General features: G+C 40.5%; 27 protein-coding genes. 8 read left to right on the top strand and 19 right to left on the bottom strand.

The window, feature by feature from the left end:
• Positions 1–10 precede the first annotated feature (10 nt).
• Complete coding sequence (locus IGJ28_RS04660) at positions 11–1168, bottom strand: iron-containing alcohol dehydrogenase (protein WP_081131140.1); 1158 nt, start codon at positions 1166–1168, stop codon at positions 11–13.
• A gap of 20 nt (positions 1169–1188) precedes the next feature.
• Positions 1189–2412 (bottom strand): four-carbon acid sugar kinase family protein, encoded by a 1224-nt coding sequence (locus IGJ28_RS04665; RefSeq protein ID WP_438845219.1) that lies wholly within the window; start codon positions 2410–2412, stop codon positions 1189–1191.
• A 181-nt stretch (positions 2413–2593) separates the two neighbouring features.
• Between IGJ28_RS04665 and IGJ28_RS04670 the strand changes: the two genes are divergently transcribed.
• On the top strand, positions 2594–4372 hold the full coding sequence (locus IGJ28_RS04670) for a PrpR N-terminal domain-containing protein (protein ID WP_438845220.1): 1779 nt from the start codon (positions 2594–2596) through the stop codon (positions 4370–4372).
• 111 nt (positions 4373–4483) lie between these two features.
• Here the strand turns inward: IGJ28_RS04670 and IGJ28_RS04675 are convergent, their stop codons facing one another.
• The gene (locus IGJ28_RS04675) at positions 4484–5419 is read right to left on the bottom strand and encodes a helix-turn-helix transcriptional regulator (protein WP_005469848.1); all 936 of its coding nucleotides are present in this window, start codon (positions 5417–5419) and stop codon (positions 4484–4486) included.
• A 78-nt stretch (positions 5420–5497) separates the two neighbouring features.
• Between IGJ28_RS04675 and IGJ28_RS04680 the strand changes: the two genes are divergently transcribed.
• The 5 genes from IGJ28_RS04680 to IGJ28_RS04700 all read left to right on the top strand — a co-directional run bounded on the left by IGJ28_RS04680 (position 5498) and on the right by IGJ28_RS04700 (position 9454).
• Positions 5498–5953 carry a VOC family protein gene (locus tag IGJ28_RS04680; protein ID WP_086268930.1) on the top strand — a complete coding sequence of 152 codons (456 nt, stop codon included), beginning with the start codon at positions 5498–5500 and terminating at the stop codon, positions 5951–5953.
• An 11-nt stretch (positions 5954–5964) separates the two neighbouring features.
• The gene (locus IGJ28_RS04685; RefSeq protein ID WP_096711087.1) at positions 5965–6477 is read left to right on the top strand and encodes a ClbS/DfsB family four-helix bundle protein; all 513 of its coding nucleotides are present in this window, start codon (positions 5965–5967) and stop codon (positions 6475–6477) included.
• 1 nt (position 6478) lies between these two features.
• Positions 6479–6970: a MepB family protein gene (locus tag IGJ28_RS04690; RefSeq protein WP_279282031.1), complete on the top strand. Its 492-nt coding sequence runs from the start codon at positions 6479–6481 to the stop codon at positions 6968–6970.
• 446 nt (positions 6971–7416) lie between these two features.
• Complete coding sequence (locus IGJ28_RS04695; protein ID WP_438845221.1) at positions 7417–8418, top strand: bile acid:sodium symporter family protein; 1002 nt, start codon at positions 7417–7419, stop codon at positions 8416–8418.
• Entirely contained in the window at positions 8354–9454 is a 1101-nt protein-coding gene (locus tag IGJ28_RS04700) for an iron-containing alcohol dehydrogenase family protein (RefSeq protein ID WP_113849035.1), read from the top strand. The genes IGJ28_RS04695 and IGJ28_RS04700 overlap by 65 nt, the downstream gene beginning before the upstream one ends.
• 263 nt (positions 9455–9717) lie before the next feature.
• Here IGJ28_RS04700 and IGJ28_RS04705 read toward each other — a convergent pair whose 3' ends face one another.
• Together IGJ28_RS04705 and IGJ28_RS04710 are read right to left on the bottom strand one after the other, a co-directional pair.
• A complete protein-coding gene (locus tag IGJ28_RS04705) occupies positions 9718–10674 on the bottom strand; it encodes an L-lactate dehydrogenase (protein WP_003128957.1) in 957 nt (318 codons plus the stop codon).
• 107 nt (positions 10675–10781) lie between these two features.
• On the bottom strand, positions 10782–11750 hold the full coding sequence (locus IGJ28_RS04710; RefSeq protein ID WP_113849034.1) for a TDT family transporter: 969 nt from the start codon (positions 11748–11750) through the stop codon (positions 10782–10784).
• 151 nt (positions 11751–11901) lie between these two features.
• On the opposite strand from IGJ28_RS04710, the gene IGJ28_RS04715 reads away from it, so the two are divergent.
• On the top strand, positions 11902–12741 hold the full coding sequence (locus IGJ28_RS04715) for a LysR family transcriptional regulator (protein ID WP_438845222.1): 840 nt from the start codon (positions 11902–11904) through the stop codon (positions 12739–12741).
• 603 nt (positions 12742–13344) lie between these two features.
• Here the strand turns inward: IGJ28_RS04715 and IGJ28_RS04720 are convergent.
• The 14 genes from IGJ28_RS04720 to IGJ28_RS04785 form a co-directional block, all read right to left on the bottom strand.
• A complete protein-coding gene (locus tag IGJ28_RS04720; RefSeq protein ID WP_438845223.1) occupies positions 13345–14598 on the bottom strand; it encodes an MrcB family domain-containing protein in 1254 nt (417 codons plus the stop codon).
• A gap of 70 nt (positions 14599–14668) precedes the next feature.
• Positions 14669–15709 carry a helix-turn-helix domain-containing protein gene (locus IGJ28_RS04725; RefSeq protein WP_103300499.1) on the bottom strand — a complete coding sequence of 347 codons (1041 nt, stop codon included), beginning with the start codon at positions 15707–15709 and terminating at the stop codon, positions 14669–14671.
• Positions 15710–15961: 252 nt separating this feature from the next.
• Positions 15962–16702 carry a 2-dehydro-3-deoxy-phosphogluconate aldolase gene (gene dagF, locus IGJ28_RS04730; RefSeq protein WP_003128951.1) on the bottom strand — a complete coding sequence of 247 codons (741 nt, stop codon included), beginning with the start codon at positions 16700–16702 and terminating at the stop codon, positions 15962–15964.
• Between the two features lie 12 nt (positions 16703–16714).
• Positions 16715–17806 (bottom strand): DgaE family pyridoxal phosphate-dependent ammonia lyase, encoded by a 1092-nt coding sequence (locus tag IGJ28_RS04735; protein WP_438845224.1) that lies wholly within the window; start codon positions 17804–17806, stop codon positions 16715–16717.
• Positions 17796–18902, bottom strand: coding sequence for an amidohydrolase/deacetylase family metallohydrolase (locus IGJ28_RS04740; protein WP_081131148.1), 1107 nt, complete (start codon positions 18900–18902; stop codon positions 17796–17798). The genes IGJ28_RS04735 and IGJ28_RS04740 overlap by 11 nt, the downstream gene beginning before the upstream one ends.
• A 15-nt stretch (positions 18903–18917) precedes the next feature.
• Complete coding sequence (locus IGJ28_RS04745) at positions 18918–19595, bottom strand: DUF4310 family protein (protein WP_003128946.1); 678 nt, start codon at positions 19593–19595, stop codon at positions 18918–18920.
• 10 nt (positions 19596–19605) lie between these two features.
• The gene (locus IGJ28_RS04750) at positions 19606–20385 is read right to left on the bottom strand and encodes a DUF4311 domain-containing protein (RefSeq protein WP_003128944.1); all 780 of its coding nucleotides are present in this window, start codon (positions 20383–20385) and stop codon (positions 19606–19608) included.
• Between the two features lie 27 nt (positions 20386–20412).
• Positions 20413–20763, bottom strand: a complete 351-nt coding sequence (locus tag IGJ28_RS04755) for a DUF4312 family protein (RefSeq protein WP_138371367.1) — start codon at positions 20761–20763, stop codon at positions 20413–20415.
• Positions 20764–20779: 16 nt separating this feature from the next.
• Positions 20780–21136 (bottom strand): glycine-rich SFCGS family protein, encoded by a 357-nt coding sequence (locus IGJ28_RS04760; RefSeq protein ID WP_081131151.1) that lies wholly within the window; start codon positions 21134–21136, stop codon positions 20780–20782.
• A 19-nt stretch (positions 21137–21155) separates the two neighbouring features.
• A complete protein-coding gene (locus tag IGJ28_RS04765) occupies positions 21156–21488 on the bottom strand; it encodes a PRD domain-containing protein (RefSeq protein WP_003128941.1) in 333 nt (110 codons plus the stop codon).
• Entirely contained in the window at positions 21488–23347 is a 1860-nt protein-coding gene (locus tag IGJ28_RS04770) for a BglG family transcription antiterminator (protein ID WP_438845225.1), read from the bottom strand. Before IGJ28_RS04770 ends, IGJ28_RS04765 begins: the two co-directional genes overlap by 1 nt.
• A gap of 551 nt (positions 23348–23898) precedes the next feature.
• Positions 23899–24276, bottom strand: coding sequence for a hypothetical protein (locus IGJ28_RS04775; protein WP_438845430.1), 378 nt, complete (start codon positions 24274–24276; stop codon positions 23899–23901).
• 139 nt (positions 24277–24415) lie between these two features.
• Positions 24416–24949 carry a DUF3278 domain-containing protein gene (locus tag IGJ28_RS04780; protein WP_438845226.1) on the bottom strand — a complete coding sequence of 178 codons (534 nt, stop codon included), beginning with the start codon at positions 24947–24949 and terminating at the stop codon, positions 24416–24418.
• A complete protein-coding gene (locus tag IGJ28_RS04785) occupies positions 24939–25142 on the bottom strand; it encodes a helix-turn-helix transcriptional regulator (RefSeq protein ID WP_103300503.1) in 204 nt (67 codons plus the stop codon). The genes IGJ28_RS04780 and IGJ28_RS04785 overlap by 11 nt, the downstream gene beginning before the upstream one ends.
• A 408-nt stretch (positions 25143–25550) precedes the next feature.
• Between IGJ28_RS04785 and IGJ28_RS04790 the strand changes: the two genes are divergently transcribed.
• A complete protein-coding gene (locus IGJ28_RS04790; RefSeq protein WP_021150745.1) occupies positions 25551–26927 on the top strand; it encodes an MATE family efflux transporter in 1377 nt (458 codons plus the stop codon).
• The last annotated feature ends 55 nt before the right edge of the window (positions 26928–26982 follow it).

The raw sequence follows: 26982 nt of genomic DNA on the forward strand, positions 1-26982 counted from the left end.
TGAGTTCAAATTATAAAATTTGCAGATAGATGGCCCGAGCATCTTCTGGTGTGACTTCTCGTTTGTTGTTGACCAGTAGACGTGTTACTTCCATGCCCGCTGCTACTAAACCATCCAAGTCTTCTTCTGGTACATTGAATGTTTTCAAACTCGTTGGAATTTCCAAAACTTTGACGATTTCGTCTAACTGGCTGATCATATACGCTGATTTTTCGTCAACCGACCAGTCTTGATGTCCCTCTTTGATGACACGATCATAAGCAACAGCGAGTAAGTCTTTGATTGCTGGTTCATTAAATTTCATCACTGGTGTCAACAAAATCGCATTGGAGACACCATGAGCAATATGGTATTTGCCGCCTAGCGGATAGGAAAGGGCATGAACGGCTGTCGTGCCTGATGCTGTGATTGCTACCCCTGCATAAAATGAACCAAGCAACATGTTCCGTTTTGCTGTTAATGCTTCTGGATTTGTGCAGGCTTCGATAATGTTGTTCATGATCAAATCCAATGCTTCCAGCGCAAAAGTATCACTGATTGGATTAGCTTTGGCAGATGTGAAACATTCAATCGCATGACACAATGCATCTACACCTGTGGCTGCTGCGATTGGTTTTGGCAAGTTTTTGATCATCCGTCCATCTAATAAAACGAAGTCGGCGATCATTTCAGGATTGACGATCCCGATCTTCAAGTCCTTTTCTGGAACACCCACGATAGCATTAGGAGTTGCTTCAGCTCCAGTTCCAGCAGTGGAAGGAATCATCAAACTAGGTACTTGTTTTTTTGCCAATAATGGATTATCTAATAAATCTTTGACCGTGTAGTCATCCGTTGCTAAGATCGAAGCCAATTTCGCCACGTCCATGACCGATCCACCACCGACGGCAATCACTAAGTCAGCAGCTTCTTTCTTAAAGGCATCGATTACTGCTTGCGCTTCGTGATAGTTTGGTTCCGCTGGAATATCAGCAAGAACCGTGTAATCGATTCCTGCTTTTTCAATGATTTGAATAGGCAGATCGACCAAACCTAAATCTAGAAGTCCCTTATCTGTGAAAATAACGATTTTATGAACACCACTGCTAATGATTTCTTTTAACTGCTCAAGCGCATGTTCGCCTGCCTGAATATTTTTTGGCATTTTTAAACTGTAGTCTGTTAGCATAATAAATCCTCCTTAATCATTTAATACCATCTAATTTCTTCAAGTAATTCTTCTGTCCCAAAACCACCTGATTTCGTAAGCACTTGCATCTTTTGGTTATTCCATTCGATGGCAGATAAAACAACGCCCGGTTTGATCTCAGTCAACGGCTTGATTCCGGTCACACCCAAGACTTTCATTGATTGGAACAAGGTATCCCCGCCGGTAAAGAGAAAGGTATTCTCTTGATGTTGTGACCAAAGGGCTTTGGTCAACATGCCTAATGCCTCCCCTATTCTAAACCGACAAGTTTCAGCAGATAAGCCCATTTCTTCGCTATAAGCCACAATTTCAGCTGTTGTTTGTTCGCTATAGGTTTCAAAAATGACTAATGGCTGTTTTTCCATCAACTGAAGATAACTAACAATCTCTGTTTGTCCTGCGGTTGTTTGCCAATAGGTAGGATGCAACAGTTGTTGCGCTGTTAATGAAATCCGCGGATAGTCTTGCTCAACATACTCAATTTGTTTCTTTGTGATCGGGTTGACGCTTCCACAGACAACCACTACTGGCTTTTGTAATTTGTAAGCTACTTCTTTGCCGTTGGGGAACAACTGTTGCGCGAGAACTTTTGCGAACCCTGCACACCCGACCGTCATACCCAAAAGATCGTTCTCTGCTAGGCGTTTTGCGTGGACCTGTAACATATCATCTGTCTGTGCATCAAAAACCATTACACCTGTTTCCGGCAACGACTGGTCTTTGACTAGCATTGCCTTGATCCCTGCTTCCGACTGCAGCCGCTGCATCACATTGCTTTCGGTCACAGGTTCATACGGATCATTTGCAAAAACACTTTCTGATACCAAGACATCTTCTATATATAAATGACCATCGATCACTACCCGATTCATTTCTGGATATGCGGGTAAAAAAGGAAGGGCCTCTTGTTCGCTCATATCGAGAATCGCTTTGATCTCCGCGCTGATGTTTCCTCTTAATGCTGAATCTACTTTTTTATAAATAAATGGAACCTGGGCAACTTTTGCATCTTCCAAAATCGTTTTTGTCTTCTCATATGCTTGATCAAAAGTTAGGTGCCGACTCTCGGTATTGAGAACCAACACTTCGATCTCCTGCGGAAGTGTGTTATATTGGACGACTGTTTCCGTTGAGACTAACGTTTGAATGCCTTGTCTCGAAAACTGGACCCCAGTATCCAGTGCTCCTGTAAAGTCGTCTGCAATAACTAACAACTTTAACATCTACTCACCACCTCGTACTTCATGATTTGATTATAGGGACAAAAATCAAGCGTTTACATTCTAAAAAAACGAAAAATCGTTTAATTTAGAAACGATTTCTTAAACAAGGGATATTTTTTACGTTTTACATGCTATTATTGTTCATATATGAAACAACTATCGATTGATGGAGGGAAAAGGGATGAAACGAAAGATTTTAGGTATTGCACCTTATGAAGAATTAAATCATTCCATGCATATGATCGGCGAACAATATCCGGAAGTGGAAACGACCATCTTCACCGCTGATCTGGTCGAAGGACAAAATCTTGCTGCTAAACTGTATACTGATGGCTATGACGCGATCATTTCTCGGGGAGGAACCGCTAAACTGATTCGCAAAGTTGTATCTTTACCGGTCATTGATGTCTCATTATCCATTTATGATGTTCTAAGTTCGATTCGGCTAGCAGAAAATTATACTCAAAATTTTGCGATCGTCGGCTATCCCAGCATCACCGAAAAAGCCCATTTGCTCTGTGATCTTTTAGGATACAAAATTGAGATCCACACCATCGATGAGACCATTGATGCCAATGAGATCCTTGATACATTAACAGAAAAAAACTATGAATTGATCTTATGTGATGCCATCACCAACCGCATCGCTCTTTTGAAATCTCTGAACACGATTTTGATCACTTCAGGATTGGAAAGCATCAAAAGTGCTTATGAAGACGCTTTGTCGATCATTGATCACGTCCAACAAGTCAAACACAAAAAAGAGATCCTCGAAAAAGGGATCTTGAGTCAACAGCAAGACTTGCTGCTTTATGATGATACGTATACCATTGAATTTTCTACATTAGAACCAGATTTTGCAGAAGAGATCCTCAAAGTTCTACAGGCCAAACCAGAAAAGAAAGAAATCCAGCATTACTCGCAAACACAAAATAAGTATGTTTCCTTATTAGTCAAACCGTATACTGTCGATCAGCAGCATTATCACAGCTGCGCTGTTCAAGAGAATAGTGCACCACCTGTAACCAACAAACTAGATATCACTTATCAGAAAAAAACAGAAGTCGCTGATAGTTTTTCAAAAAAGTTATTGTTTTCGCAATTTATACCTGACCGCGTCAAGCATGAAGTGAAAAAATACGAAGATTACTATTCTTCTTATCTTGTCTTCGGGGAGAGTGGCACTGCCAAAAAAAATATTGCTTACCAAATTTATCTAAATCAGACCAAAAATACCAACTACCTGATCTCGATCAATTGCAAACTCGTCACAGATAAACTTTGGAAATTTCTAGTCAATGCCACCAATGGTCCCTTTGTCGACAGCCATAACACCATTTTCTTTGAGAATGTTGAGCAATTGAACGCAGCAGCAATCGAACGCATTGTCTCATTGATCAAAACCACCAATGTGCGGAATCATAATCAGCTGATCTTTACCTATGACAACAATAAAGCAGCGGATCAAACGACTTTCAACCGACTGGCAAGCCAATTAAACTGTGCGAAAATCTATGCACCAGCGATTCGGGAACGAAAAAATGAATTAAGTATCATCACGACATTGCTTTTGAATAAAATGAACATTGCCTGCAACAAAGAAATCATGGGCTTCGAGCCGAAAGCCCTCGAATCATTCATAGCTTTTGACTGGCCTGGCAATTTCGATCAGCTGCAATACTGTATCAAAGAATTGGTGATCAATGCCCGCACCCATTATATTACCGAACACCAAGTCACAGAATTGCTGAACAAAGAACGACTGGTTCAAAATTTTACCCATCTCAAGGATCATTTTACTGCCAAAAATCCTTTACATCACCCCACGTTGTTTGACTACACCAAAGAAATCATTTTGAGCGTGTTAGAACAAAATGAAGGCAACCAGACCAAGACAGCGAATCAGTTAGGAATCAGCAGAACCACCCTCTGGCGCTACCTGAAAGAAGAGCAGTTGTAGTGAGAGACCACAAAAACGAAAAATCCCTTGCTAGCACTTCTGAAAGAATAGTCGAAAGTGTAAGCAGGGATTTTGCCCTGTTCATTACTTCTGATTCTCTAAAAACGCTCTTCACTCATAACTAGCCATGATCTTTTTGATACAGTCTAAATAATCCTTCCGCAATATCTCTGGGGAAATAATTTCTACGTGTTCACCGAAGCCGAGAAAATAATTGGTCATAAACCGCAATTCTGTCTGATCGAATTTCCCTTCGATCCACGTTCCTGTTTCTCTTTGGCAAAGAGACATATTGGAAAATGGATGCTTCAAAAAATATTCTTTCCCTGTTTCACTGACCTTAGCCTTGAAGGGAATGTTTCGATAGGTTTGCATTTGCTTCTGGTACGAATCCAGCAACTCCTCTTTTGCATACAAGGTTTGATAGGATGTTTCCACCACGATCGATGCCATAAAATCGCAACGGTAGGTCCGCCATGCTTCTTTTGTTAAATCAAATGCCGTACAATACCAGTAGCCATCCATTAGAATCAGTCGAGTCGGCAACAGCCGTTTTTGTTGCAAACCGTAGCGTGTATACTCCACTGTGATGATCGCATTTGTCAAAATACATTCAAACAACTGTTCCAAATTTTCAGTCGTGGCGATTTGACTGATTCCTTCATACTGCACACAATCCAACATAGTCGCGATTTGCTGCTGTTTCTCCTTTGGGAAGGTATGCAACAATTTTTCTTGTAGCTGGCCATAAGTAGCGCCAAATGGTGAATCGGTCAATAATTTCAATAGTTGTAAGGAATAAAAAATGGCGAAGACCTCTTTTTCGCTAAAGTAAATGGGCGGCAACAACGTATTTTGCAAGACCTGATAACCACCATAGCGTCCATTCTCGACATATAGTGGCACCCCTAGTGCTTCAAGTTCTTGAATATCACGAAGTGCTGTGCTCTTTGAAATAGCAAAAGTCTCCATCAATTCCTTTAAATGAAAGACTTTCTTTTCATTGATATAAAACATTTCTTGTTGGATTCTTTCTGTTTTTTTCATATTCTCCTCCAAAGGTGTCATGAAATGAAACCATTAACTGTTACAGTTAGTTTATCATAGAGAAAAGGAGAATTGATTATGGCATCCATCGATGTAGCACTTTTTTTGACCTTAGAAGGAAAAGGAACAGAAGCACTGGCTTTCTATCAGGATATTTTTGATGGAAAACTATTATTTAAAATGACGTTCCAAGAATTTAAAACCCAATTGGCTCCCGATACTGTGATTGAAACTGGCACCGAGCATTGGCTTTCCCACGCAGTACTGCAAATAGGCCAGACGCAAATGCAGTTGACAGATCAACCCATTGATCCTAGGATTCCTTGCCAGCAAGGAAATACCTTGTCATTGAGTGTCATTACGGATACGATCGAAAAAGCACAAACCATTTACGAGAAAATGAGCCAACACCAATTGAGCAAGATCTATCAGTCTCCTATTCAAAATGAATTTGCGGACTTCTATGCCATCTTGCAAGATCCGTTTGGTCTGGTCATTCAAATCACCAAAGAAAAAACACTTTCTGATGAGTAGGAGGAAAATCAATGCGTCAGTATCAAACAAAAGCAGAATTGATCCAAACCATTCAAGACACGTTTCAAAAATACATTACCGAATTTGAGGAGATTCCAGAAGAATGGAGACACCAGCACCATGATGAGGTAGATAAAAGTCCCTCTGAAAATTTGTCTTATCAACTAGGGTGGCTCCATCTTCTATTAGACTGGGAAGCCCAAGAAAAAAACGGCGTTGCTGTGCAAACACCAGCAGCAGGCTATAAGTGGAATCAGTTAGGTGCACTTTATGAGCAATTTTATCAGCGCTATGGGCAGCTTTCCCTAAAAGAACAACAACAGCAGTTGACCCAACTGGTGGAGGAACTATGCCAATGGATCAGCACACTATCAGATACCGAACTGTTTGAGCCCGGACAGAGAAAGTGGGCTACAACCAAAGCACAATGGCCCCTGTATAAATGGATCCACATTAATTCAGTGGCGCCATTCACTAATTTCCGAACAAAAATCAGAAAATGGAAACGATTGGTGATGGCCTAAAATGCGGCAATCAGAGAAATTGATGACTGCATTATTGAAGATGCACCATATAGCTGGCCCCACTAAGATTCAAACGGAGAGACAAAACAGCGTGTATGAAGGCATGACTTTCGTTGTTGGAAACACGACTTTTCGTAGCCGTCTGGCGAAGAAAACACCAAAGAAAAAAGGCTATTTCACTGCATTGTGGGAGCACCCTCATGAAAAGAATCAAGCTTATTCATTAAGCGGCTATCCAGACAAACTAATGATTACTGTCCTTGATGGCAAGCAAAAAGGCCAATTTGTCTTCCCATCTTCTGTTCTTGTCGCCAACGGCATCATCAAAACAGAAACAACCGCAGGAAAAATGGCTTTTCGCGTGTATCCACCATGGGTGCAGGACTTAAATCCTACCGCATCCCGAACACAAAACTGGCAAACGCCTTATTTCCTCGATTTATCTGAACCTCTCAAGCAGACTGAAACCCTAGAAAAGTTTTACTTTCACTGAAAAAAGGCTTAGAAGATATCCGCGCTTCTGAGCTTTTTTCTCTCATCCTGTCTCTAATTTCCTTTATTAGCAAAAATCTCATTTTCCCTTTGACAGATTCCAAACTATTTTGTACACTAGATAAAACAATTTAAATATTCTGAAAATTTAGACAAAGGAAGTGATTGGATGACTGTTAGTAGAAGAGAGGCAATTATTTTATTATTATAGTCGGGACTGTTTGAGTATTTTATTCAAAGAGTCCCTATTCACATTGCACCAGAAGAACAGAGAATCTTCTTGGGTGGAATGTTTTTTTATACCCTTTTTAAAGCTTTGCTTGTTGAAAACTTTTGCTGGTAGCTGTGCTGGTTTTCTATTGATTCCTCTGATCCGCAGCATCTCAGGTGTTGGAAACGGTGATAGGATTGCTAGTCCCTTTACGTCAAGATGGAAGGAAAGTCTTAATGAATACAATAAATTCGATTGCCGAATTTGTGAATAAATACCTGATTTATCTCATGGTCCTTTTGATGCTGATCTCCTACCTGTTTCCCCAACCATTTTTGTGGATACCTACGCGCACAACAACGTTACTAAGCATCATCATGTTTTGTATGGGAATGACGTTAAATGTCACTGCTTTTAAAATGGTGGTGATTCAGCCAAAAGCTTTTATTTTAGGTTTATTGATCCAATTTACCATCAGCCCGCTTGTTGCTTATGGCTTGGCACAGCTTTTCGGATTATCCTCCGGACTGATCATCGGTTTTGTCTTGCTGGGTTCTGTTTCAGGAGGAACCGCCAGCAACGTGATGACCTTCATCGGCAAGGGAGATGTCGCATTGACGGTCTCTTTGACCACTGTCTCCACACTAATGGCAACGGTGGTGACCCCTTTTCTTGTCTATTTTTTAGCTGGACAGTATACAGAAATCTCATTTTTCGCCATGCTTTTGTCGGTTTTGCAGATGGTACTACTGCCGATTCTTTTAGGGATCATCGTCCATAAGCTTATTGCCAACTATATCGATGCGTGGATGCAGGCTTTTGTCTTAGTCTCTTCCGTCAGCATCCTTTTGATCGTTGCAGGAACCGTGGCAAAAAATGGGGCAGTGATCGTTCAGTCTGGAATAATCGTCATCTTCCTTGTCTTGCTGCATAATCTTATCGGTTACGGTGCAGGCTACGGGATTAGCCGCCTACTAGGTGTCAGTGATCAACAGGCCAAGTCGATCATGTTTCAATTAGGAATGAAAAATACCGGATTAGCCATCTCCTTAGCGAATGCTCATTTCGCCACGATCGCAGCTGCCGTTACTCCAGCTGCTGTCGGCATGATCATTCATCAGATCACAGGACCAATATTAGCGAATATCGTCGCAAAGAAAGAAGGAAAACAATATGAGTCAAAGTATCTTTTTGCCAAATTATACGATCGGAACAGACGCTTACGAAAAAGTAAATGATATCGTTAAAAGTTATGGGACAAAAGCTGTTCTGATTGGTGGAAAAACAGCACTAGCGAAAGCAGAGCACAAAATCAAGTCTGCCTTGACACAAGACGTATTCGTCATTGACAGCCTATGGTATGGTGGAAATTCTACCTATGAAAATGTAGCACGCTTACTGCAGGAAGAAAGTGTCCAAGCAGCAGAGGTCCTATTTGCCGTTGGAGGCGGCCGTGTGTGTGATACCGTCAAAGTCGTAGGTGAGAAATTAGCCAAGCCCGTCTTCACATTTCCGACGATTGGCTCAAATTGTTCTCCCGTTACAGCCGTGTGCGTGATCTACACCGAAGCAGGCGAAATGCATGGCTTGTTCTTTCCTTCAAAACCGCCGGTCCATGCCTTTATTGATACAGCTATTATCGCCGCAGCGCCGGATAGTTACCTGTGGGCCGGCATCGGTGACGCCTTATCGAAAGAAATCGAAGCCACTTTTTCTTCTAGAGGGGATCAATTGGATCATACCGATGCATTAGGCATTCAGATCAGCAAAATGTGCACGGAGCGCTTATTGACCTACGGCACGCAAGCGTTGAAAGACAGTGCCGCCAATCGCCCCTCGGATGCCATCCAACAAGTCGTCTCAGATATCATCGTGACCACCGGGTTAGTATCTGTCTTAGTCATCAATGACTACAATTCTGCCATGGCCCATTCGTTCTATTATGGTACGACTGTTCTGGAAAAAATGGAGAATTATCTGCATGGGGCTTCTGTCAGCTACGGCGTTCTAGCATTGTTGATGATGGATCAGCAAACCGAACTCTTTCAACGAGTCTATGCTTTTATGAAAGAAAACAAACTGCCCGTCTGTTTGGCTGACATGCACCTCAATGCCCAATCAGACTTGGAAGCCATCTTAGATAAAGCCATGACCACCAACGACATTGTTCATGTACCTTATCCCATCACTCGCGAGATGTTCCAGCAAGCCATTCTTGCTGTAGAAGCCTATCACGCCAGACAAGAAAAGCAGCAGTACACTACTATTGGATAAATACCACGAATAAACCAAGAATCTTTCTACCAACAAAGTAAGCAAAAAAGAGCAGCTCGAGTTGATTCGCGCTGCTCTTTTTCTATTACGGCTTATCAATTAACTAAGGAATTCATTCATTTTCAACTAATCGTGGTCTTATCGGCTGAACAATCGTTGCGCCATTCTACTACCTTTTGGAAATAGTCATTTGTTATGAGAGAGAAACGACTGACCAATTACTTTGGCGGATGATCGCCGATAGTGATAGAATCTCTCCTTTCTCAATGAGTCGTTTTGTCCAGTGATTGGATCACTTCTCTAAGTTGGCTGCAGGATTGGGCAAATTTTTGCTTCTCGGCTGGGTCGATATTCAGCTCAATGATTTCCCGCACCCCTCCTTGGTCAACCACCGAAGGGACACCTGTAAATAGATCCTTTTCGCCGTATTCCCCATCGAGATAGGCAGAGACGGGCAATACTGCTTGCTCATTGTTCAAGATTGCTCGAACGATTCTGGCAACACTCATACCGATACCATAGAAGGTGGCTTTTTTACGATTGATAATCTCATAAGCGCTATTTTTCACCCGATCAGAAATGGTTGTCAGATCTTCGACAGTCAATCGATGGTTTTTGACGATAAACTCTAGCAACGGTTTTCCCCCTACTGTCGTATGTGACCAGACTGCTACTTCAGAGTCCCCATGCTCGCCAATAATGTAGCCATGGATACTTCTTGGGTCAATCTCTAATTTTTGCGCCAATTCTTTACGGAATCTGGTGGTATCTAGCGTTGTCCCAGTTCCAACGACGCGGTTGCTTGGCAGACCCGATGCTTGCCAAGCAACGTGTGTCAATACATCCACAGGGTTAGAAGCAATGACTAAAATCCCATCAAAACCTGACCCCATCACTTCTCTTACAACACTAGTCATGATCCCCGCGTTGACATCGATTAGTTCCAACCGTGTTTGTCCTGGTTTTTGGTTGACACCTGCCGTGATCACCACGATATCTGCATCCTGGCAATCAGTATAGTCGCCAGCCCAAACTTTGATGTTTTCCTGGGCCCATGACATCCCATCCAATAAATCAAGGGCTTCTCCTTCCGCCTTTTCACGATCCACATCGATCAAAACCAATTCATTGATCAGCCCTTGGTTGATCATTGAGTAAGCAATACTTGTTCCTACAAATCCAGTTCCAACGACAACTACTTTTCTACTTGTATTTCTCATATGAACCCACATCCTTTTCTATTATTTAGAAACAATATGACTTTCATTTATCCCGCAATAACAACAATTTTCTTACTCTAACTTACAAAGACACGTCCATTAATACCTTAACATTCATGATCTGCGATCAAACTCTTTGTCTGACTATACAAATGAACGAAGTATTTCAGCAATACATAGCAAACCATTGCGATAGCTAATACTGTTTCAACTATACTCAATAACTCAGTCACTCCAAATAAAATTGGGCGATCCATAAAGAATTGAGAAGACTTGAACATTGCTGTTGCTGAAATGACTAATGGGAATGTGAAGGCTGCATAACTTGGATAAAAGCCAACTTCCAGCATTTTTTTCATGTAAAATACCACGCAGAAATAAATTGCTTGGGACAATACCAGCATCAAAGCTACAAATAAAGCCGATCCTTCTTTAAAGACTGACAGATAGCCAGCTAAACAAAGGGAGCCAGGGGCGGTCAAAATCGTGATCAAAGGTACTGCTGAAGCTTCTGTCATCTTTTGGAACATAATTCGTTTTAGAATCACTGGTAGTAGAGCAAAATATAGAACCAGTGCAATCCATACAACGATTTCCCCAAGCTCTTTGATAAAGACTGCTGATGTATTTGGAATCACTCCAATGCCGACAAAAGTAATAAACCAGCTTGGATACACATATTCCAACGTAATGTCGACAGGTAAAATATGAACGACAACAAAATAAGTCATGAGACCCAAATGCAACCCGATTGATGTCAGCCATAGCAAGTCATTCATCAGTAAATTAGGAAATACTCGCTCCAACACTACCGAGATCACCATCAAAGACATGGTAAAAGTAGGTGCAACAGAAGCGATGATCGGATTTTTCAAATCCGCTAATGTGTTTTTAAATGTGAAAAACAGCTTAAGAAGGAACAATCCCATAATCAAAATACCAATCAAACAAAAGATATTGCCGATTGCTTCGAACCCTTCGGCAAACAATAAATTTCCTAACGAAACCGTTCCTAAAATCAACCCACAAATAGGTATCGGAATTGCATTCAAAAAATTTTTTAGTGCTTGATTCATTGATCCATCCTTTCTGAACGATTAAAAATTTCTATCGTACTTGTGTTATCTTTTATAGTCATCTATAATATAACCACGAATTAACTATTTGTAAAATAACGATTTTATATATCCGTTATAAATTATATTAATAGAAAAAGGTGGGATTCTTTTGTTTGAACTATTAAAAACATTCGTTGTCGTTTATGAAACTAGGAATTTTAGTGTTGCCGCCAAACAAATGTTTAAGACCCAGCCAACCATCTCCGTCCAAATTCAAAAATTGGAGACCGAGTTAGGGTTCAAACTCTTTGAACGCAAAGGAAAACAATTGATTCTACCCACGAAACAAGCAGAATTCTTGTACCCTAAAGTGGTAGATTCGTTAAATTCGTTAGCTAGTGTCTTTGCACAAGCTAAAAATGCCAAAAATTTCAAGACGGACTGCGTATTGGCTTGCTCCAATACAACTGGTGTTCACCTACTCCCAACGATCATGGGCCAGCTGATCGAACACTTTCCATTCATTGCTTTCGAAATCAAAATCATGAATTCTCAGGAAGTCATTGATGCCGTGGAAGCCAACAAAACCCATATCGGACTGATCGAAAAAGCCATCGTCTCTCCTTTGATCCAAAAAGAGTTCGTCTATAAAGACGAACTTGTTCTAGCAGGAGATATTGATTCCGATTTCTGGATCCTCAGAGAGAATGATTCCGGAATGTACTATATCAATGAAACGTATCTTTACTCGAATCATTTGAACCCGCAGATCATTAAAGCCAACAATAGCGAAATGATTCTAGCACTACTGGAGAATAACATCGGCAAGTCGATCATTTCCAAACTTGCCCTCACAGACACATTGAATTGGCAAGAACTAGCCCCAGAATACCGTTACCGAGACCTGTTTATTATCCAGAACGTCCAAAGCCCCTACCCAGAAACAGCCGCAGTTTATGATGTGATCAAAGACTTACTGATTCAGCTGTCGGAAGAGGCAGATGCATAAGAAAACAACACAAAAAGCAGCTCACCTACTTATGAGCTGCTTTTTATTCCTATCTCAAAATTATCTGAAAAAATGTTTTTATTAGGGTGATTAGCAAGGTTGTCAATTATAGATTTCAGCTACAAAATTTAACGTTTTTTTGTCTCTTAAGCATTGGATAATACCCGGACACCCTACCAAACAGCAAGAGATAATGAAGCGTTTCAATGATCCGCAAAAATAGCAAAAAGATTTCCTGAATGATTAATCAACAGCTCATACACTTCAACTAAAAAAGATACAGCCGATTAAAAACATAGGAAGTACCATTTTATCAGATTAGCTAGACATTACTTTCTGGGTATCTGGCCATTTTTCAAGCTTCTTTATTGATGCTTTTGTTCTAAATCCAGCAAATTGATTGATCTTTTTTCTGGTGGTGTTGAAAACAAGAAGCAAAAAAGGAGATCATTCCCTGTTTCCCTGTAAATAAAGCATTTAGCGACTACAGATTACCTATTTTTCTTTGACAACATTTTTGGATAAACAGCTAGACTTTCTCTTCTCATTTTATCTTACTCGTACTTTACTTATTGAAAAACTTGCATGAGATAAGGGGAAAATTTATTTTGGCACTACTAGATACTGAATAGGCTTATATTCAATATTGTAGAATGGATCATTTAGTACATAGTAATCCCACTTATTTTGAGCATTCTTAAATATTCTGTATATTGAATACTGCTTTCCTTTTTCTCTCGCGACTTGTAGCTCATTCTCAGATAAATAAAAAGGAGTGTCGATTCCTCCTGTGGTTGATTTTACTTCAATATAGTACTCAATTACGTCACCTGTTGCAGCATCATAGTCAAAAGATTGAATATCATATCCTGCTCCATCGCCTTCATCCACAGATACATGAATAATTCTTTCAGAATATTTTTTTAGCATTGGATTCATTTCCAATCGATTTTTTTCAATTTCCAATGCAATAGTCTCTGTTAATACCCCTTGTTTGGTATTACGCTTTAATTCGTTTTCATAGTTAGGTTTCCTTCTCTGTTTGCCATGAGTAAGTGTTTCATTTAATTGTAGATTTTTAGGAATCTCTACTTTCTTTCCTACTTGGGGATTTATGATATCTAACTCTAGATTTTTTTCGGCAATTTCTTTTTCCAAATCAAAAGTAGAAGTGTCATGAACTATTCGATAATTAAACTCCTCGTAATTTTCAGGTAGTAATGCTCTTAGTTCAGTAAATACCATTATCAGATATTCCAAATCCTTTAACAAAGTAGAGGTATCAATTGTTTTTAAATCTTCAAGGCTATAATACTTACTATAGATATTTCCAAGTTCATACCCTTCTGGCAGATCTTTTTTACCTGACGCATGTAATTGAATAGGATCAGTTGTAAATCCTAATTTATTGCTATCTTTAATTAAGTTTAGTTTTGCCGACCAATATTTACTAACTTTTTTTATTTTTTCCTTAGGGCTTTCTCCTTTGAAGCGTTCTTTGTAGAACGTATATCCTTGATTCAAAGATACATAGACTCCTTGACTATCTGCACAAAACAAGTAAACTATGTCATACCCTTTCTGTGCTGAAACACTGATATCTTTAAAGAATATGCCCATCCATGGAATTTCTGCCCATTGTCCTTGTCCACAAGAAGCTGATATCTTATATTCGTTTCTATCTAAAAAATGCTGTGGAATACCATTGTTCGCCTCTTGCCTTATAAAGTTTGCTAGCTGGTTATCTTTAAACGATTTTGTTTTCTCTATCTGATACTTGGTTAATACTTCTAATAAGTATCCTCTCAATGAAGCCATATTATCCCTTCTTCCGTAACGATAATAAAATTCTATCACTTCACAAAAGAATTCGCTTGATAATTAATTATGGCAACGATAAATTAAAAATGAGGAAAACACTCTTCCTCTATCTTCTATCCCCTACCAACACTTGCCATCGTTCACTCGTCTTCAACCAAGAAAAGGTTTCTTCATCACTAAACATGTGGAATAAATTCTCGTAAAGTTCGTTAACGAAGTTGCTGTCGATTTCCTTAAATGTCATGTGTTCATACAACGTTGAGTGGGTGAAATCATTGATTTTAGCAACACTGGCGATGATTTTCTCCATTGTTTCAACCGTTCTCTCCGCGTCTTTTTCTGCGATGGCTAAGTCAATATCACTGGATACCTCGTGATATTCCCCCATTTCAAATAATTTTGCTAATTCTGACTGTTTCTTTATTAGCAGATGTGCCTTTGCATTATTCTCATCCTTCATAGCCAAAAGATATAATTGTTGGAATACCATACTCATCCTTTGATAACTTGAAAACAGCAGCTCCTCATATGCTTGATAGGCTTCTGCTACTCGTCCGGTCTTACTGTAAAGATAGGCTTGTTTGATTTTTCTCTCTGGGTTCTGATTGGAAAAATAATGGAGGTAGCTTTCTGCTTTCTCGTACGCTTCTTTTCGTACGTAAAATCCAAACAAAGAATCGGCTGCTCGATTTCTGGTATCTTCATCCCGACTTTCTAACGCCCGTTCGTACCAACGATGAATGTGCTTCTGGTATGTTTCTTTAGCGGGAACAGCTTGTTCCAATAGCTGTACATCTAAAAGCAGTGCTACTTGGCCAATCAATTGTTCACAATTTGGGTAGGTATCCAAAATTTCTTTGGCCCAGCGAAATACATCTTCAAAAGGTTGAGTTTTTAGCTTACGATCCAGTTCACGAATGATCTGATTGATTTCGGTTACCGTGAGTTCTTTTTCAAATGAGAATAACGTATCAAGACTAATATCTAGTAAGCGTGCAATTGGCGCTAGCAACAAGATATCTGGATGTGAATGCCCCTTTTCCCACTTATTTACTGCTGGCGCTGTCACACCAAGGCGCTTGGCTAACTCTTCCTGTGTTAATCCTTTTTTCTTCCGGTACTGGCGAATCACTTCCCCCATTTCCATCGCTGTGGTCTCCTTTTCGGTGAATATTGATAACTACTTTGATCATAACAAGAATCCGAACACGCAACAATTGACTAAATGATTCAATTTTCTAAAAAAAATTAACCAGTGGTTATAAGAGCAATTAAAGCGGACTCAGAAAACTTGTCCCTTAGTTGTTTTTGTAGCAATCTTGACGCAAAAAAGACACCCATCTCTGAGTGTCTTACCAATGACTGATTCCCCATCTAGTAAACAGTCTTTATGCTTCACTTATTTGACGATTTTCTTGACCATGTCGAATAATGTTTTCACATCTTCTGGTCGCGTATCGCCAGTTTCTTTGTCAATAATCGAACTGTAAATATGCGGAATCACTTTTTTAACGCCTGCATCAATGGCGATTTGCAGAATTTCTTCGAAGTTTTCCAGATCAATTCCTCCGGTTGGTTCTAAATAAAAATCATATTTGGCGCAAGCTTCCGCAACTGCTTTGAATTCTTCTTTGTGCGCTAACCCTTTCATTGGGAAGTATTTAATGGAACTTCCACCCATGTCTTGCAGCATTTTAATGGCGGTCTCGATGGGGACCTCTGCCGCCGGTGCTTGTGAACTTAAAGGTCCAGTGGCAATATTGACGTACCCTACCTTGCCTGTTGGTGAAACCAATCCATTGATGACTGTATCGTTTTGTCCCAATAAAGCACGGGAAGTTCCTACACCAGTGAATACTTGGTTGACATGTTGCGGTTGTAAAGTACCAGATAGACGGGAAACCATCTGACTTTGGTTGGGATCTCCGGCGCCCAACCCAACGGACAATGCATTATCCGTTGCCGCTTGATATTTTTTCATGTCTTCGATCGCTGCTTCATCGCTAGTATAGTTTTTTGATAACACACCTAGTACGACATGTCCTGCTGCTGCTTCATAACAAGCCTTCGCATTTTCAACTGAATGAGCCAATACATTTAAACATACGCGATCTTTATAATAATTTGGAATAACTGACAATTTAAAAGCCTCCTACATGATTTCTTTTAAGCGTTTAATGATTTTTTCCATTTCGTTTTGGTTGACCGAGCGAATATCAAACTCAATAATTCCATTATTTGCTTTATATTCACGTGTGTAGACTGCTGGGTTTTGTGCCTTTAGTTCTTCAATGACTTCTTTCGCAGATTTCTTGCCAGCAACCGTGACACTTGCGCGATAAATATCTCTCCCGGCGCCATCTTGAACGATTTTCGCTGATAAATCAGGAAGTTGATTGATCGCCGCCACGAAAGGTGCCAATCGTTGTTTCATGGACTCACCGGATTCACTGCCATTTTGCAGGTAATCTTCTACTGCTTGTGTAAAGCCTAAAATATTGTCTTTGCCGATTTTCATTGCCCGACCGATCCCTTTAGACTGTAGACGAATCCATTGAATGTATTCCTTTTTCCCTATGACCAGACCGGCACTCGGACCTTCGATTGCTTTGGCGCCAGAATAGATAACAAGGTCGGCACCCATTTCACTGTATTTGAACAAGTCTTCTTCCGCGGCTGCGTCAACGATCAATGGCAAGTGATGGGCTTTGGCAACTTCTACCATCTCCGACACCGTTAGCATACTTTTCTGCACGGTATGATGGCTTTTAATATATAGAAGTGCGGCTGTTTCTTCCGTGATCATCCTAGCGACATGCTCCGGTGTACACATATTTGCATATCCCGCTTCGACGACTTGTCCACCCCCTTGAGCAACCATTACTTCAACCGGTGTGTCGTAGTCTACATTGTGACCCTTAGGTACGACGATCTCCCGTCTCGTGATTTTTCCCGTGTAGGGATGATAAACATGGTACAGGTCGCCTTGACCAATCAAAGCCGCGACAGATTGGGCAATCCCTGCTGAAGCAGAAGAAACGATCTGCGCATCTTCCACCTTCAATAACTGAGAAAGGTAGGCGCCAGTTTTCACAGCCAGATCACTCATTTCAAAAAAATGTTCGCCGCCAAATCGTTGTGCGGCTAGCACATTTTCAGATACTTTCGAGACACCGAGTATCGTCATTTTTCCCGAGGCATTGATGACTTCCTTTAAAGCAAACTTTTCATAGCTAATTGTCATAAATGACGCCTCCAATAATTGTTTTGACTGGAACAATTTGTTCTTTCGCTATCCGTGTAAACCCATTGGAATCTTTCAGTTCTTTTTCATTTTCGACAATCTCAAAGATCGTCAAATCGGCATCAAAACCAACAGTCAATTGACCTTTCTTCGCCAAGTGGAAATTTTTAGCAGGAACTGCGGTAACTTTCTCAATGATCTCTTCCCACGAGTAGCCTACTACTCTCAATTTTTCCAGCGTAGTAGCCAGATCAAAGACTGGCCCATTCGTACGATTGCGGATATAAATATCTGTACTGATCGAGTTTGCTTTGAGACCTGCTTTTAAAGCTGTTTCGGCAACGTGGAAATTAAAGCTGTCTGTTCCATGACCGATATCAAAGACAACGCCTTTTTTATACGCATCCCAAACAAAGTCTTTGATTTGATCCGTGGCTTGGTCTAAAATGCCGTTCGGTTTTCCATTAAAACAATGGGTCAATACGTCGCCTTTTTCCATTCTTGTCAATACTTCTTCTAATTCAGGAGGCGCGGAACCAATATGAACCATCAATGGCAAGTCATTGTTTTCTGATTGGATTTTTTTGGCTAACTCTAAGGGTGTGATGCCATTCTCTCCGACAACTGTTTTGCTCATTCTTGCCTTGATCCCTACAATAAATTCCGGAAGCTCTGCTAATGCAGATCTGACTAGATCTTCTTGGATTTTTGTTAGATCGGCAAGTTCATCTTGTTCGACGATCCCCCATTTAGAGATGTTCATTAGCGCATACACATTTGTTTTGACTGATTTCGTCAGTTGATAAAAATCGCGAATATTTTCTGCACCAGTAGTCCCTGCATCAATAACCGTTGTTACTCCCTTTTGGACCCCTATTTGATCGGGATAATCATAATACAGGTTCATCTTTTCATAACAGTGGACATGGTCATCGATCCAACCGGCAGAGAGATAGGAATTGCCGGATAAATCAATCACTTCTCGTGCCGGCTCATTGATCTCTGAAGCAACTGCTTTGATTATGCCTTTTTCCAACGCAACTTCCACTTTGCTGCCATCGATTAATTTGCCATTTTTGATTAAAGTATCAAACATTTCATTGCCTTCTTTCTATTGAATTACCGCTGGGAAGATCGCACCTAAGATCATTGCGCCTAAAATAGCGCCACCGGCAATTGGTTTTTTCCAAGCATAAAAAGCCAACGCGCCTAATGTCGCCCCAATGCCAATGGGAATAGAGGCTGCACAAGCACTTAAAATGATCAATGGGCCTAAAAACCGGCCGGAGGAATTTCCGGCGCCCATCATAACATCTGCGCCAAAAGTTGAATTTGACTGATTGATGGTGAATTTGCGAATCAACACGATAATGCCGCCAACGATCAGACCCAAGACCAATCCGGTCAATAACGAGAGGGCAAAATTATCGATAGGCGCTGTTATTTTCATACTTAAGAGAATGGCTGGAACGCCAATTCCGATCCCAGTTAAAATCGAACCGCCTAAGTCCAAGATCCCTACCAAAGAGCCTTCCAAAATCCTAGCAAATAAGAAACTCGCCCCAAAAGCTGCCGCAGCCCCATAGGAACCGCCATCCAAGCCGGCTTTTAGCATCGCAACGATCGAAACTTCATTGAATGCACCGACGCCATACACGACATACATATGGGTTCCTGAGAATACAGCCGCTGACATGATTCCTACGATCAATGGGAAAGACCAGTCTGCAAACCAAAAACTCTTTTGCCGTTTTGCTTCTACTGCTTTTACCTGTTCTTCTGTCTCCATGATTTCCCTCCTATTTCACACTAAAGATGTTGTGCAAGTTATCAAGCCAATGAGGTACTTGAAGTTGGAAACTCTTGATCATTTCCATATCAAATCCACGGAAAAATCCGCTGAAAACAAAAAGTAAAACAATCGCAATCATCATACTCTTCGTGACCCGATTCCAACCACTCTCATCGACGCCTTTACCGATTAAGATTCCTAGAACAACGCCAGGAACCGCATTGCCCATGATCAGTTGCGCAATCCCGCCAAAAAGCGTCCCCCAGAAACCTGTTCGTTTCCCTGCATCTAAAGCCGCCAACCAGAAGATCACTGGCATCACGGTATTGATCAGAATCGTCGCTGCCGGTACCAACACGGAAACAGCGGTTACTTGTAACGCCTCTGGAATCGCTGCAGCTGTCGTATTCAAGAAAGCGACTACTAACGCGCCAATAACAGCTCCAATGATCCCCATTTTTTTCGGATCATGCATTGTCTGGCTGACATCTTTGTTTTTGGCTAAAAGAGCCGCAGCTGCCCAGTTAGGCACGATGCGATGGGTCACATCTTGCGTGAAAGCTCCAGCGCCAACTGAAGAAGCCCAAGCATTAAAGAAAAAACCTAATCCAAAGGAAAAATGGGAGGCAGCATCTCCCATGCAGGCATTCATCTCCCCTAATGTTCTAAAAGCTCCTAATCCTTGCGTACTGGGCGCATGAAACATACGAGCTGCTCCGACAGATGCAGAGAAACCGAGTAAGCCCCCGATGATGATCGATTTAGTTAAAATAATGACAAAATCCACGTTATTCCCTCCTCCTTATGATTCAAATCAAAGTTTTTTCGTTACAAACGGTAAAACAATCCCATTGGGGTCTTCTGTGAGGTGTTGAGTGAAAGGTACATCTGCCAAACGTATTTCTGTCACAGTTACTGTGACAGAAAGTTCGACTTCATAATTCACTCGTTGCCGGGGAAAAAAGAAGAATAGAAAGCGTTCTGTGTATTTGTTTTCGACCGCCTTCAACACCTCCACATTGACTGGTTCGATGCGCAATAATACTTTCGCCGATGCCATTAGTTTGTTTTGGATCTCTGCGAGTGCTGATGCAAAGGCATGTTGCTTAGTTTCTCCTTTACCGGAGACGATGACTTTTTGCTGAGTTGTCTTTTGAACGCTCATCTTGTGTGCCCTCTTTCTATTTTCCGTGCTTTTTGATAAATTCTTCCGTCAAGCGTCTTCCTAGCTCTTCTTGATCCATGAAGCCGAATCCTAGCACGGTTTTACCATCTTTGATGGCTGTGACTCCTTCTTCAATCGAACGCATCCCATGACGTTCTGGATACCCATATTTATTTGCGGCTGTTAAGGCTCCAGCCCCACCGCTCCCGCAAAAAGAAATTCCCATATCGGCATTCTCTTGTTGCATGACATCACCTAAACGCATATCTGCGCCCATTCCCGGGACAACAACTGCCTTGCCGCCAGCTGCTTCTACACCTTTAGCTACGTTTTGTCCTTTTCCCATACGATCTGCAATAACTACTGTAATCATGACTGTTTCCTCCTAAATATTAATTATTTTTTGCTGTTTCAAAATGAATCGATAAAACATACATCTCATCTTCACCTAAATCACCAATCGTTCGAACGACCTCATCGGAAATCGAAATGGCTTCTTTGGATACTTCTCGGAACAATTCCCGATCAACAGCGGGAATCTTTTCTCCTTTTTGAGAGCGTTTCAGCATCTCGTTCAAGTGATTGATCAAAATCGTCCACTGAAGTTCAGTAGGTTCAATGGCATATTCTGCAAGTCGCTCTTCGACCAAAGCAATCACTTGTTTTAATTTTTCCTGGTTTTGACTTTCCTCGATCATAGTTATCGCTTCTGCTGACAGTTTCACTAGCTTGACGCTCCTTCTTTTATATATGAAAATAATGCGCTGATTTCTGATTTGTTGATACCTAAATTATTTTCAGCAAAAATTGCTTCAATTTCTCCTACCAACGCTTCTCGGTTCAAAATGATTTGGTCGACTTGGCTGCCTTCTGCTAAATATTGCTGATCAAATGTGATGCGATGGACCATTAAGAAAACATGGAGCAAAAAGGCTTCTCGGTACTCTTGGATCAATTCAGACTCTAATGTGACAAGTAACTGTTCATAGATCGTATATGCCTTTAAAATCAGTTCCTTGCTGAAGTCTTCCAGAGTTTCCTTATTGATAGGTGCTTCATTGAGAACTAATTGGTGCCGCCTATCCTGACTTGTTGAAGCGAGGATTTTTTTGATCATTTGCTGGATGTTTTGCAGATCCTGCTCAGTCGGCAGCGGATGGACTTTGATGAAAGGCCGATCAATGCCATTGATCGGAAAAATACTAATGACCAGATCCGGATCCTTCGCGGCAATCACCTTTTGTGCATTTAAGACTGAAGCAAAAGCTACAATAGTAATATTGTTCAATTCTTCGTTGATCTTTTGCTTAATTAAACTTGTCACACCTAACCCCGTTGAACAAACGTAAACCGCTCGAACACTTCGCAAGTCTTCTTCTCTTTCGTAGGAAACCAGAAAGTGCAACGCAATGTAGGCAACAAAAGAATCATTGATCAAGAGTTTCTCGCTTATTTCTTGGAGGGCTGCTTGATTGATAGCAGCAAACAATTCAGGATATTTCTGTTTGATGTCCTCTTTAAACGGATTGTACTCATTGACAAAATTTTTCCTTCTTGAGAGACGCATAGACAAATGGGCGTAGAGATTCGTCAATAATTGAGGGTCTTGATAAAACGGAAAATTGATTTTCTTGCTTACCTTATAAATCATATTCTCTACCAATTTCATGACATCTTGCTGATGGATCGTATCAAAGGTATCACTATAAATATAGTCATATTCATCTTCAAATAATGGCAATTGATAGTAATCAAACACCTGCTGCATCACCCGATACGAAAGATCGTTTTTTTCTATTTCGTGTTCAGGAATCAATTGGTACCGTCCAATCGTGGCCTCTTTGCGCAAGCGAACAGTGGCGATCGTTACGCGAATCAGAATATTTAGTAGTTCTGCATAATTTAGTTTTTCCAGATTTTCGGATTCCAGTAAGCGCCGCATCCGAATGATGACTTGATTAAAGACCTCCTGCAACGGCGTTTCCTTCGCAGAATACATTTCGAAACATTCCGTTTCTCTGCCATTTAGCAACAACGCCATTAATTTATAGATGTCATAGTCCGTAAACTCTTTTTGCAGAATCTCCTCGATCGTTAACCGAACCAAACGTTCGTTGCCAGTGATCCAAAATCCCTTGCGTGTCTGGCGATTCAGAACTAAACCTTCTTTGAGAAAGTGATGTTCCAACTCATCTAAATCATTCATGATCGTATCTTTACTTACTTCTAGCGCATTGGCTAGCTTTAGAGCCGTGATTGCTTCCTTGGTAACAAGAAGCATGATCAACAGGCGATTGATCCGTAAGCTTTGATCGGCAAATAGCTCCAGACGATTGACATCCATCAACTCGCTTTTTAATTTGATTCGATCAGAATCACTCACACTGAGCCAAATTCCCTGACTCCGTTTGCTGTACAGTTCTTGATTCCGATCAATCAGCCAATCACGGATATCATCCAGATCATATTTGATCGTTCGCACACTGACATTTTCTTTTTCAGCTAACTGTTTGATCGTTACTGGTTCAGTCATCTCTAACAAGTAAATCAAAAGCTGGCTTTCTCTTTTGGTAAGCTGCTGCATCGTTCTCGCTCCTTACACCGCTAAATATAAGCGTTTTCTTAACTAGTCACAATATGAAATGTTTGCACTTAGATTAGTGCAAATGATCGTAATTTAACAACTCATCAACTTATTCACAAGCTTATCCCCCCTCAAAACCGCAAGTTGAACCTATTAATTATTGCACTAAGTAGACCCTTTACAAAATTTCGATGCCATTTTTTTCTGCTTTTTTTATTTTATGACATTAATCCAACTGGCAGATACCCTTTACCTCGATGTATCAGAAAACGATTCCCCGCATGACATCATTAAACAGCAAAAAACACTTTCCAACTTTTGGAAAGTGTCAGGAAATAGGATATGAACGTGTTCGTTTTCTTGATTGATTGTTATTTAATCTGGTAATTGTGCATCAATGAAACCGTTAGAGGTATTCATCTTGATTAACTTTGAACAGCTATTTATTGGATCAGGAGAAGAAACAGTTCAAGATCAATACACTTGAGAACCAATGAAAACCCACTAATGCTATGCCATTTGTCATTAAAACTACTTCCATTTGTACTCGCCTACTTCGTTTCAAACTCTTTGCCGAATTTTATTAGATACATTTTTTCCAAAGTGTCCTCTAACAAATATAACTTCCTAGGGGAGATAAATGCATTCTTCCAGTCCCAATTCACCAAATCATACTTTCCAATGTCAGCCATCGCTCTTACTTCTTCAATCGATAAGTTCAATTCTTTTCTTAGTTCATCGATTTTTTGGATTTGTTTTTTTCTTCTGAGAGCCGTTGGTACATTTATCGAAGAAATGACCACCATAAACCCTAAAAAAGAGGTCCATTCATAATAAAAGTCAAATACATTACATACAAATAACAGAAACAAGCCTAACAAGAAGAAAATAATCGAATACAACCAATCGATCTTTTCATTAGCTACCATCTTTTTCACGTTGATGGCCTCCTTCCTACTTCCCTTCAAGACAAACAATAAAAAATACAGAAAGCAACTCGCTTGATTTCAGCCGCTCCCAGCTATATTTTACTATGGTTCTGATTGACTGTTCGTTAAATATTTTTCACTATTCTTCTATTTTTTTCAACCTTAACCGCAACACAAGATACATCATACCTCCAAAAAAGCAACCTCCGAGAATGGAAGCAGCGATTCTGTCTGGTGAAACGATGTAATCAATGAAATTTTCTTCATCCAGCATCATACTTAGCAATCCATTCAATAAGTGAATCGCAACTGCAAAGTAGATACCCAGTCCGATCCCTTTAAGAAACGTCTTCTTCTTTTCTTTTGCCATATCTTTGGCTTCTACTTCGTTTTCTGTCAATTTTAAGCGTGCTGTGGCAAACAGAACATAACCGCAAACGATAAAGACTGTAAAGAATATATTACAGCCAATAAAAATCCATAACGCCAGCTCTGGTTCCTTAGATGCAAAAAGCGTCACCCGTAAATTGGCAATCATCATATAGCCAAACATCAGCATAAACGCATTATTGCCAATATGTTCTACTTGGCTTTTTTTGTATTCATCTAAGACACCAGAAATACCATAAAACCGCTTGATTATTTTTACTGCCCATCCTTCTTTACCCTTCATCACTTTCTACCTCCCAAAACAAAGAATTTAAATCCGTCTGTAGTGCTTTAGCAAGCTTAATACATAACTCAAGAGAAGGATTGTACTTATTATTTTCAATCAAATTGATCGTTTGTCTTGCCACCCCAATCTCTTTTGCCAAAGCATTCTGAGATAAACTCAGCTTCTGTCGAAATTCTCGGACTCTATTCATTCTTTCCTCCTATTTAGTCATATATATGTGACACAAGCGTACTACTTATCTCTTTTTCTGTCAAATATATATGACATATTACCAAGCTAGTGTAAACTCCCAGCAATCGATCTCACAAGCTTTGTAGAGAGTATAAAATTTATAATCCATATCAGCAAATCTAGGCTAGAAGTACGTAAAAAAGACCCTTCCAATGGAACAGACCATCATTACATAAGATAACTATTCTAGTAGAATGGAATAAGCTTTGCATGTTCCACATTCTATAACCAGCATCTTTCGTTGATGAGACGATACGCTAAAAACTTCTTTCTTAATCCTCTCATCATAGAACTCTTCTTTTTTCTCGAATCACTTTTTGCTATACTAATTGAACATATCGAAATTTTTATTGTTTATGGAGGAACCATGCAAAAATTTATTGGAAACAAAGCTTTTTACAGGACTGTTTTAACGATCGCCATTCCGATCATGATCCAAAATGCCATCACTAATTTTGTCGGTTTATTAGACAATTTAATGGTAGGACAAATCGGAACGGCCCAAATGTCGGGCGTGGCGATCGTTAACCAACTAATTTTCGTTTTTAACTTAAGTATCTTTGGCATTGTTTCTGCCGGTAGTATTTTTGGTACCCAATTTTATGGGAAAAAGGATTATCAAGGGATGCGAGATGCCTTTCGTTTCAAGCTAGCGGGCAATCTTTTGATTTGTTTGTTGGCGATGGGGCTGTTGTTCTTTTGCCAAGATTTTTTGATTCGCTTATATTTACACGGTACCGGTGACAGTGCAGAGCTGACACTTGCTTTGACGTCTGCCAAAGAATTTCTAGTCATTCTTTTGTTTAGTCTGCCGTTTTTTGCTATTTCTCAAGCTTATGCCAGTTCTTTACGCGAAATGGGCAAAACCATGGTACCGATGTTTGCCAGCAGTATCGCTGTCGTCACGAACACAGCATTGAATTTCTTATTGATTTTTGGTTTATTTTTCTTCCCCACTTTAGGGGTGCGAGGTGCCGCGATCTCCACATTGATTGCCCGCATCGTCGAATGTGCCATCACGATGTATTGGGTACATCGCCATGAGGAAGAGAATCCGTTTGCCATTCGGGTCTACCATCAATTCCATGTCCCTTTGCATTTGGTGAAACAGATTCTGCGTAAAGGATCGCCATTGATGGCAAATGAAATCCTTTGGGCGATCGGGCAGACAATGATCATTCAAGCTTATTCTGTTCGAGGACTATCAGTGATTGCTTCCTTGAACATCTCATCCACCGTCTCCAATTTGTTCAATATTGTCTATATGGCACTCGGCGGTGCCGTTGCGGTCATGGTAGGGCAACTTCTTGGAGCCGCTAAATTTGAAGAAGCCAAAGACAGCGCCCGGAAGCTGCTTTTCTTTTCCGTCATGAGTTGTCTTGTACTTGGTCTTTTGATGATCCTAGTCGCACCATTCTTTCCAGAAATTTATCAAACCGAACCCGAAGTCAAACATCTGGCGAGTCAATTCATCAAAGTCGCCGCACTGTGTATGCCTATGTACGCCTTTAATCATGCCAGCTATTTTATTTTACGTTCAGGTGGGCAAACCTTGATCACCTTCTTATTTGACAGTGTCTTTACCTGGGTGATCGTCTTGCCTCTAGCCTTTGTATTAAGCACCCACACCAGTCTTTCGATTGTCTTAGTCTACTTGTTCTGCCAACTAGCAGAGCTGATCAAGAGTGGGATTGGGTATCGTTTGATTCGATCCGATCTTTGGGTGAAGAATATTGTGCATTGAGGAAAAGTTTCAACATAGGGGATGAAAAAAACCAATATGCCTTTAGTCAAGCTCT

Origin of the sequence: Enterococcus sp. AZ091 (assembly GCF_051714805.1) — a bacterium.
GTDB classification, from domain to species: Bacteria; Bacillota; Bacilli; order Lactobacillales; family Enterococcaceae; genus Enterococcus_D; species Enterococcus_D gallinarum.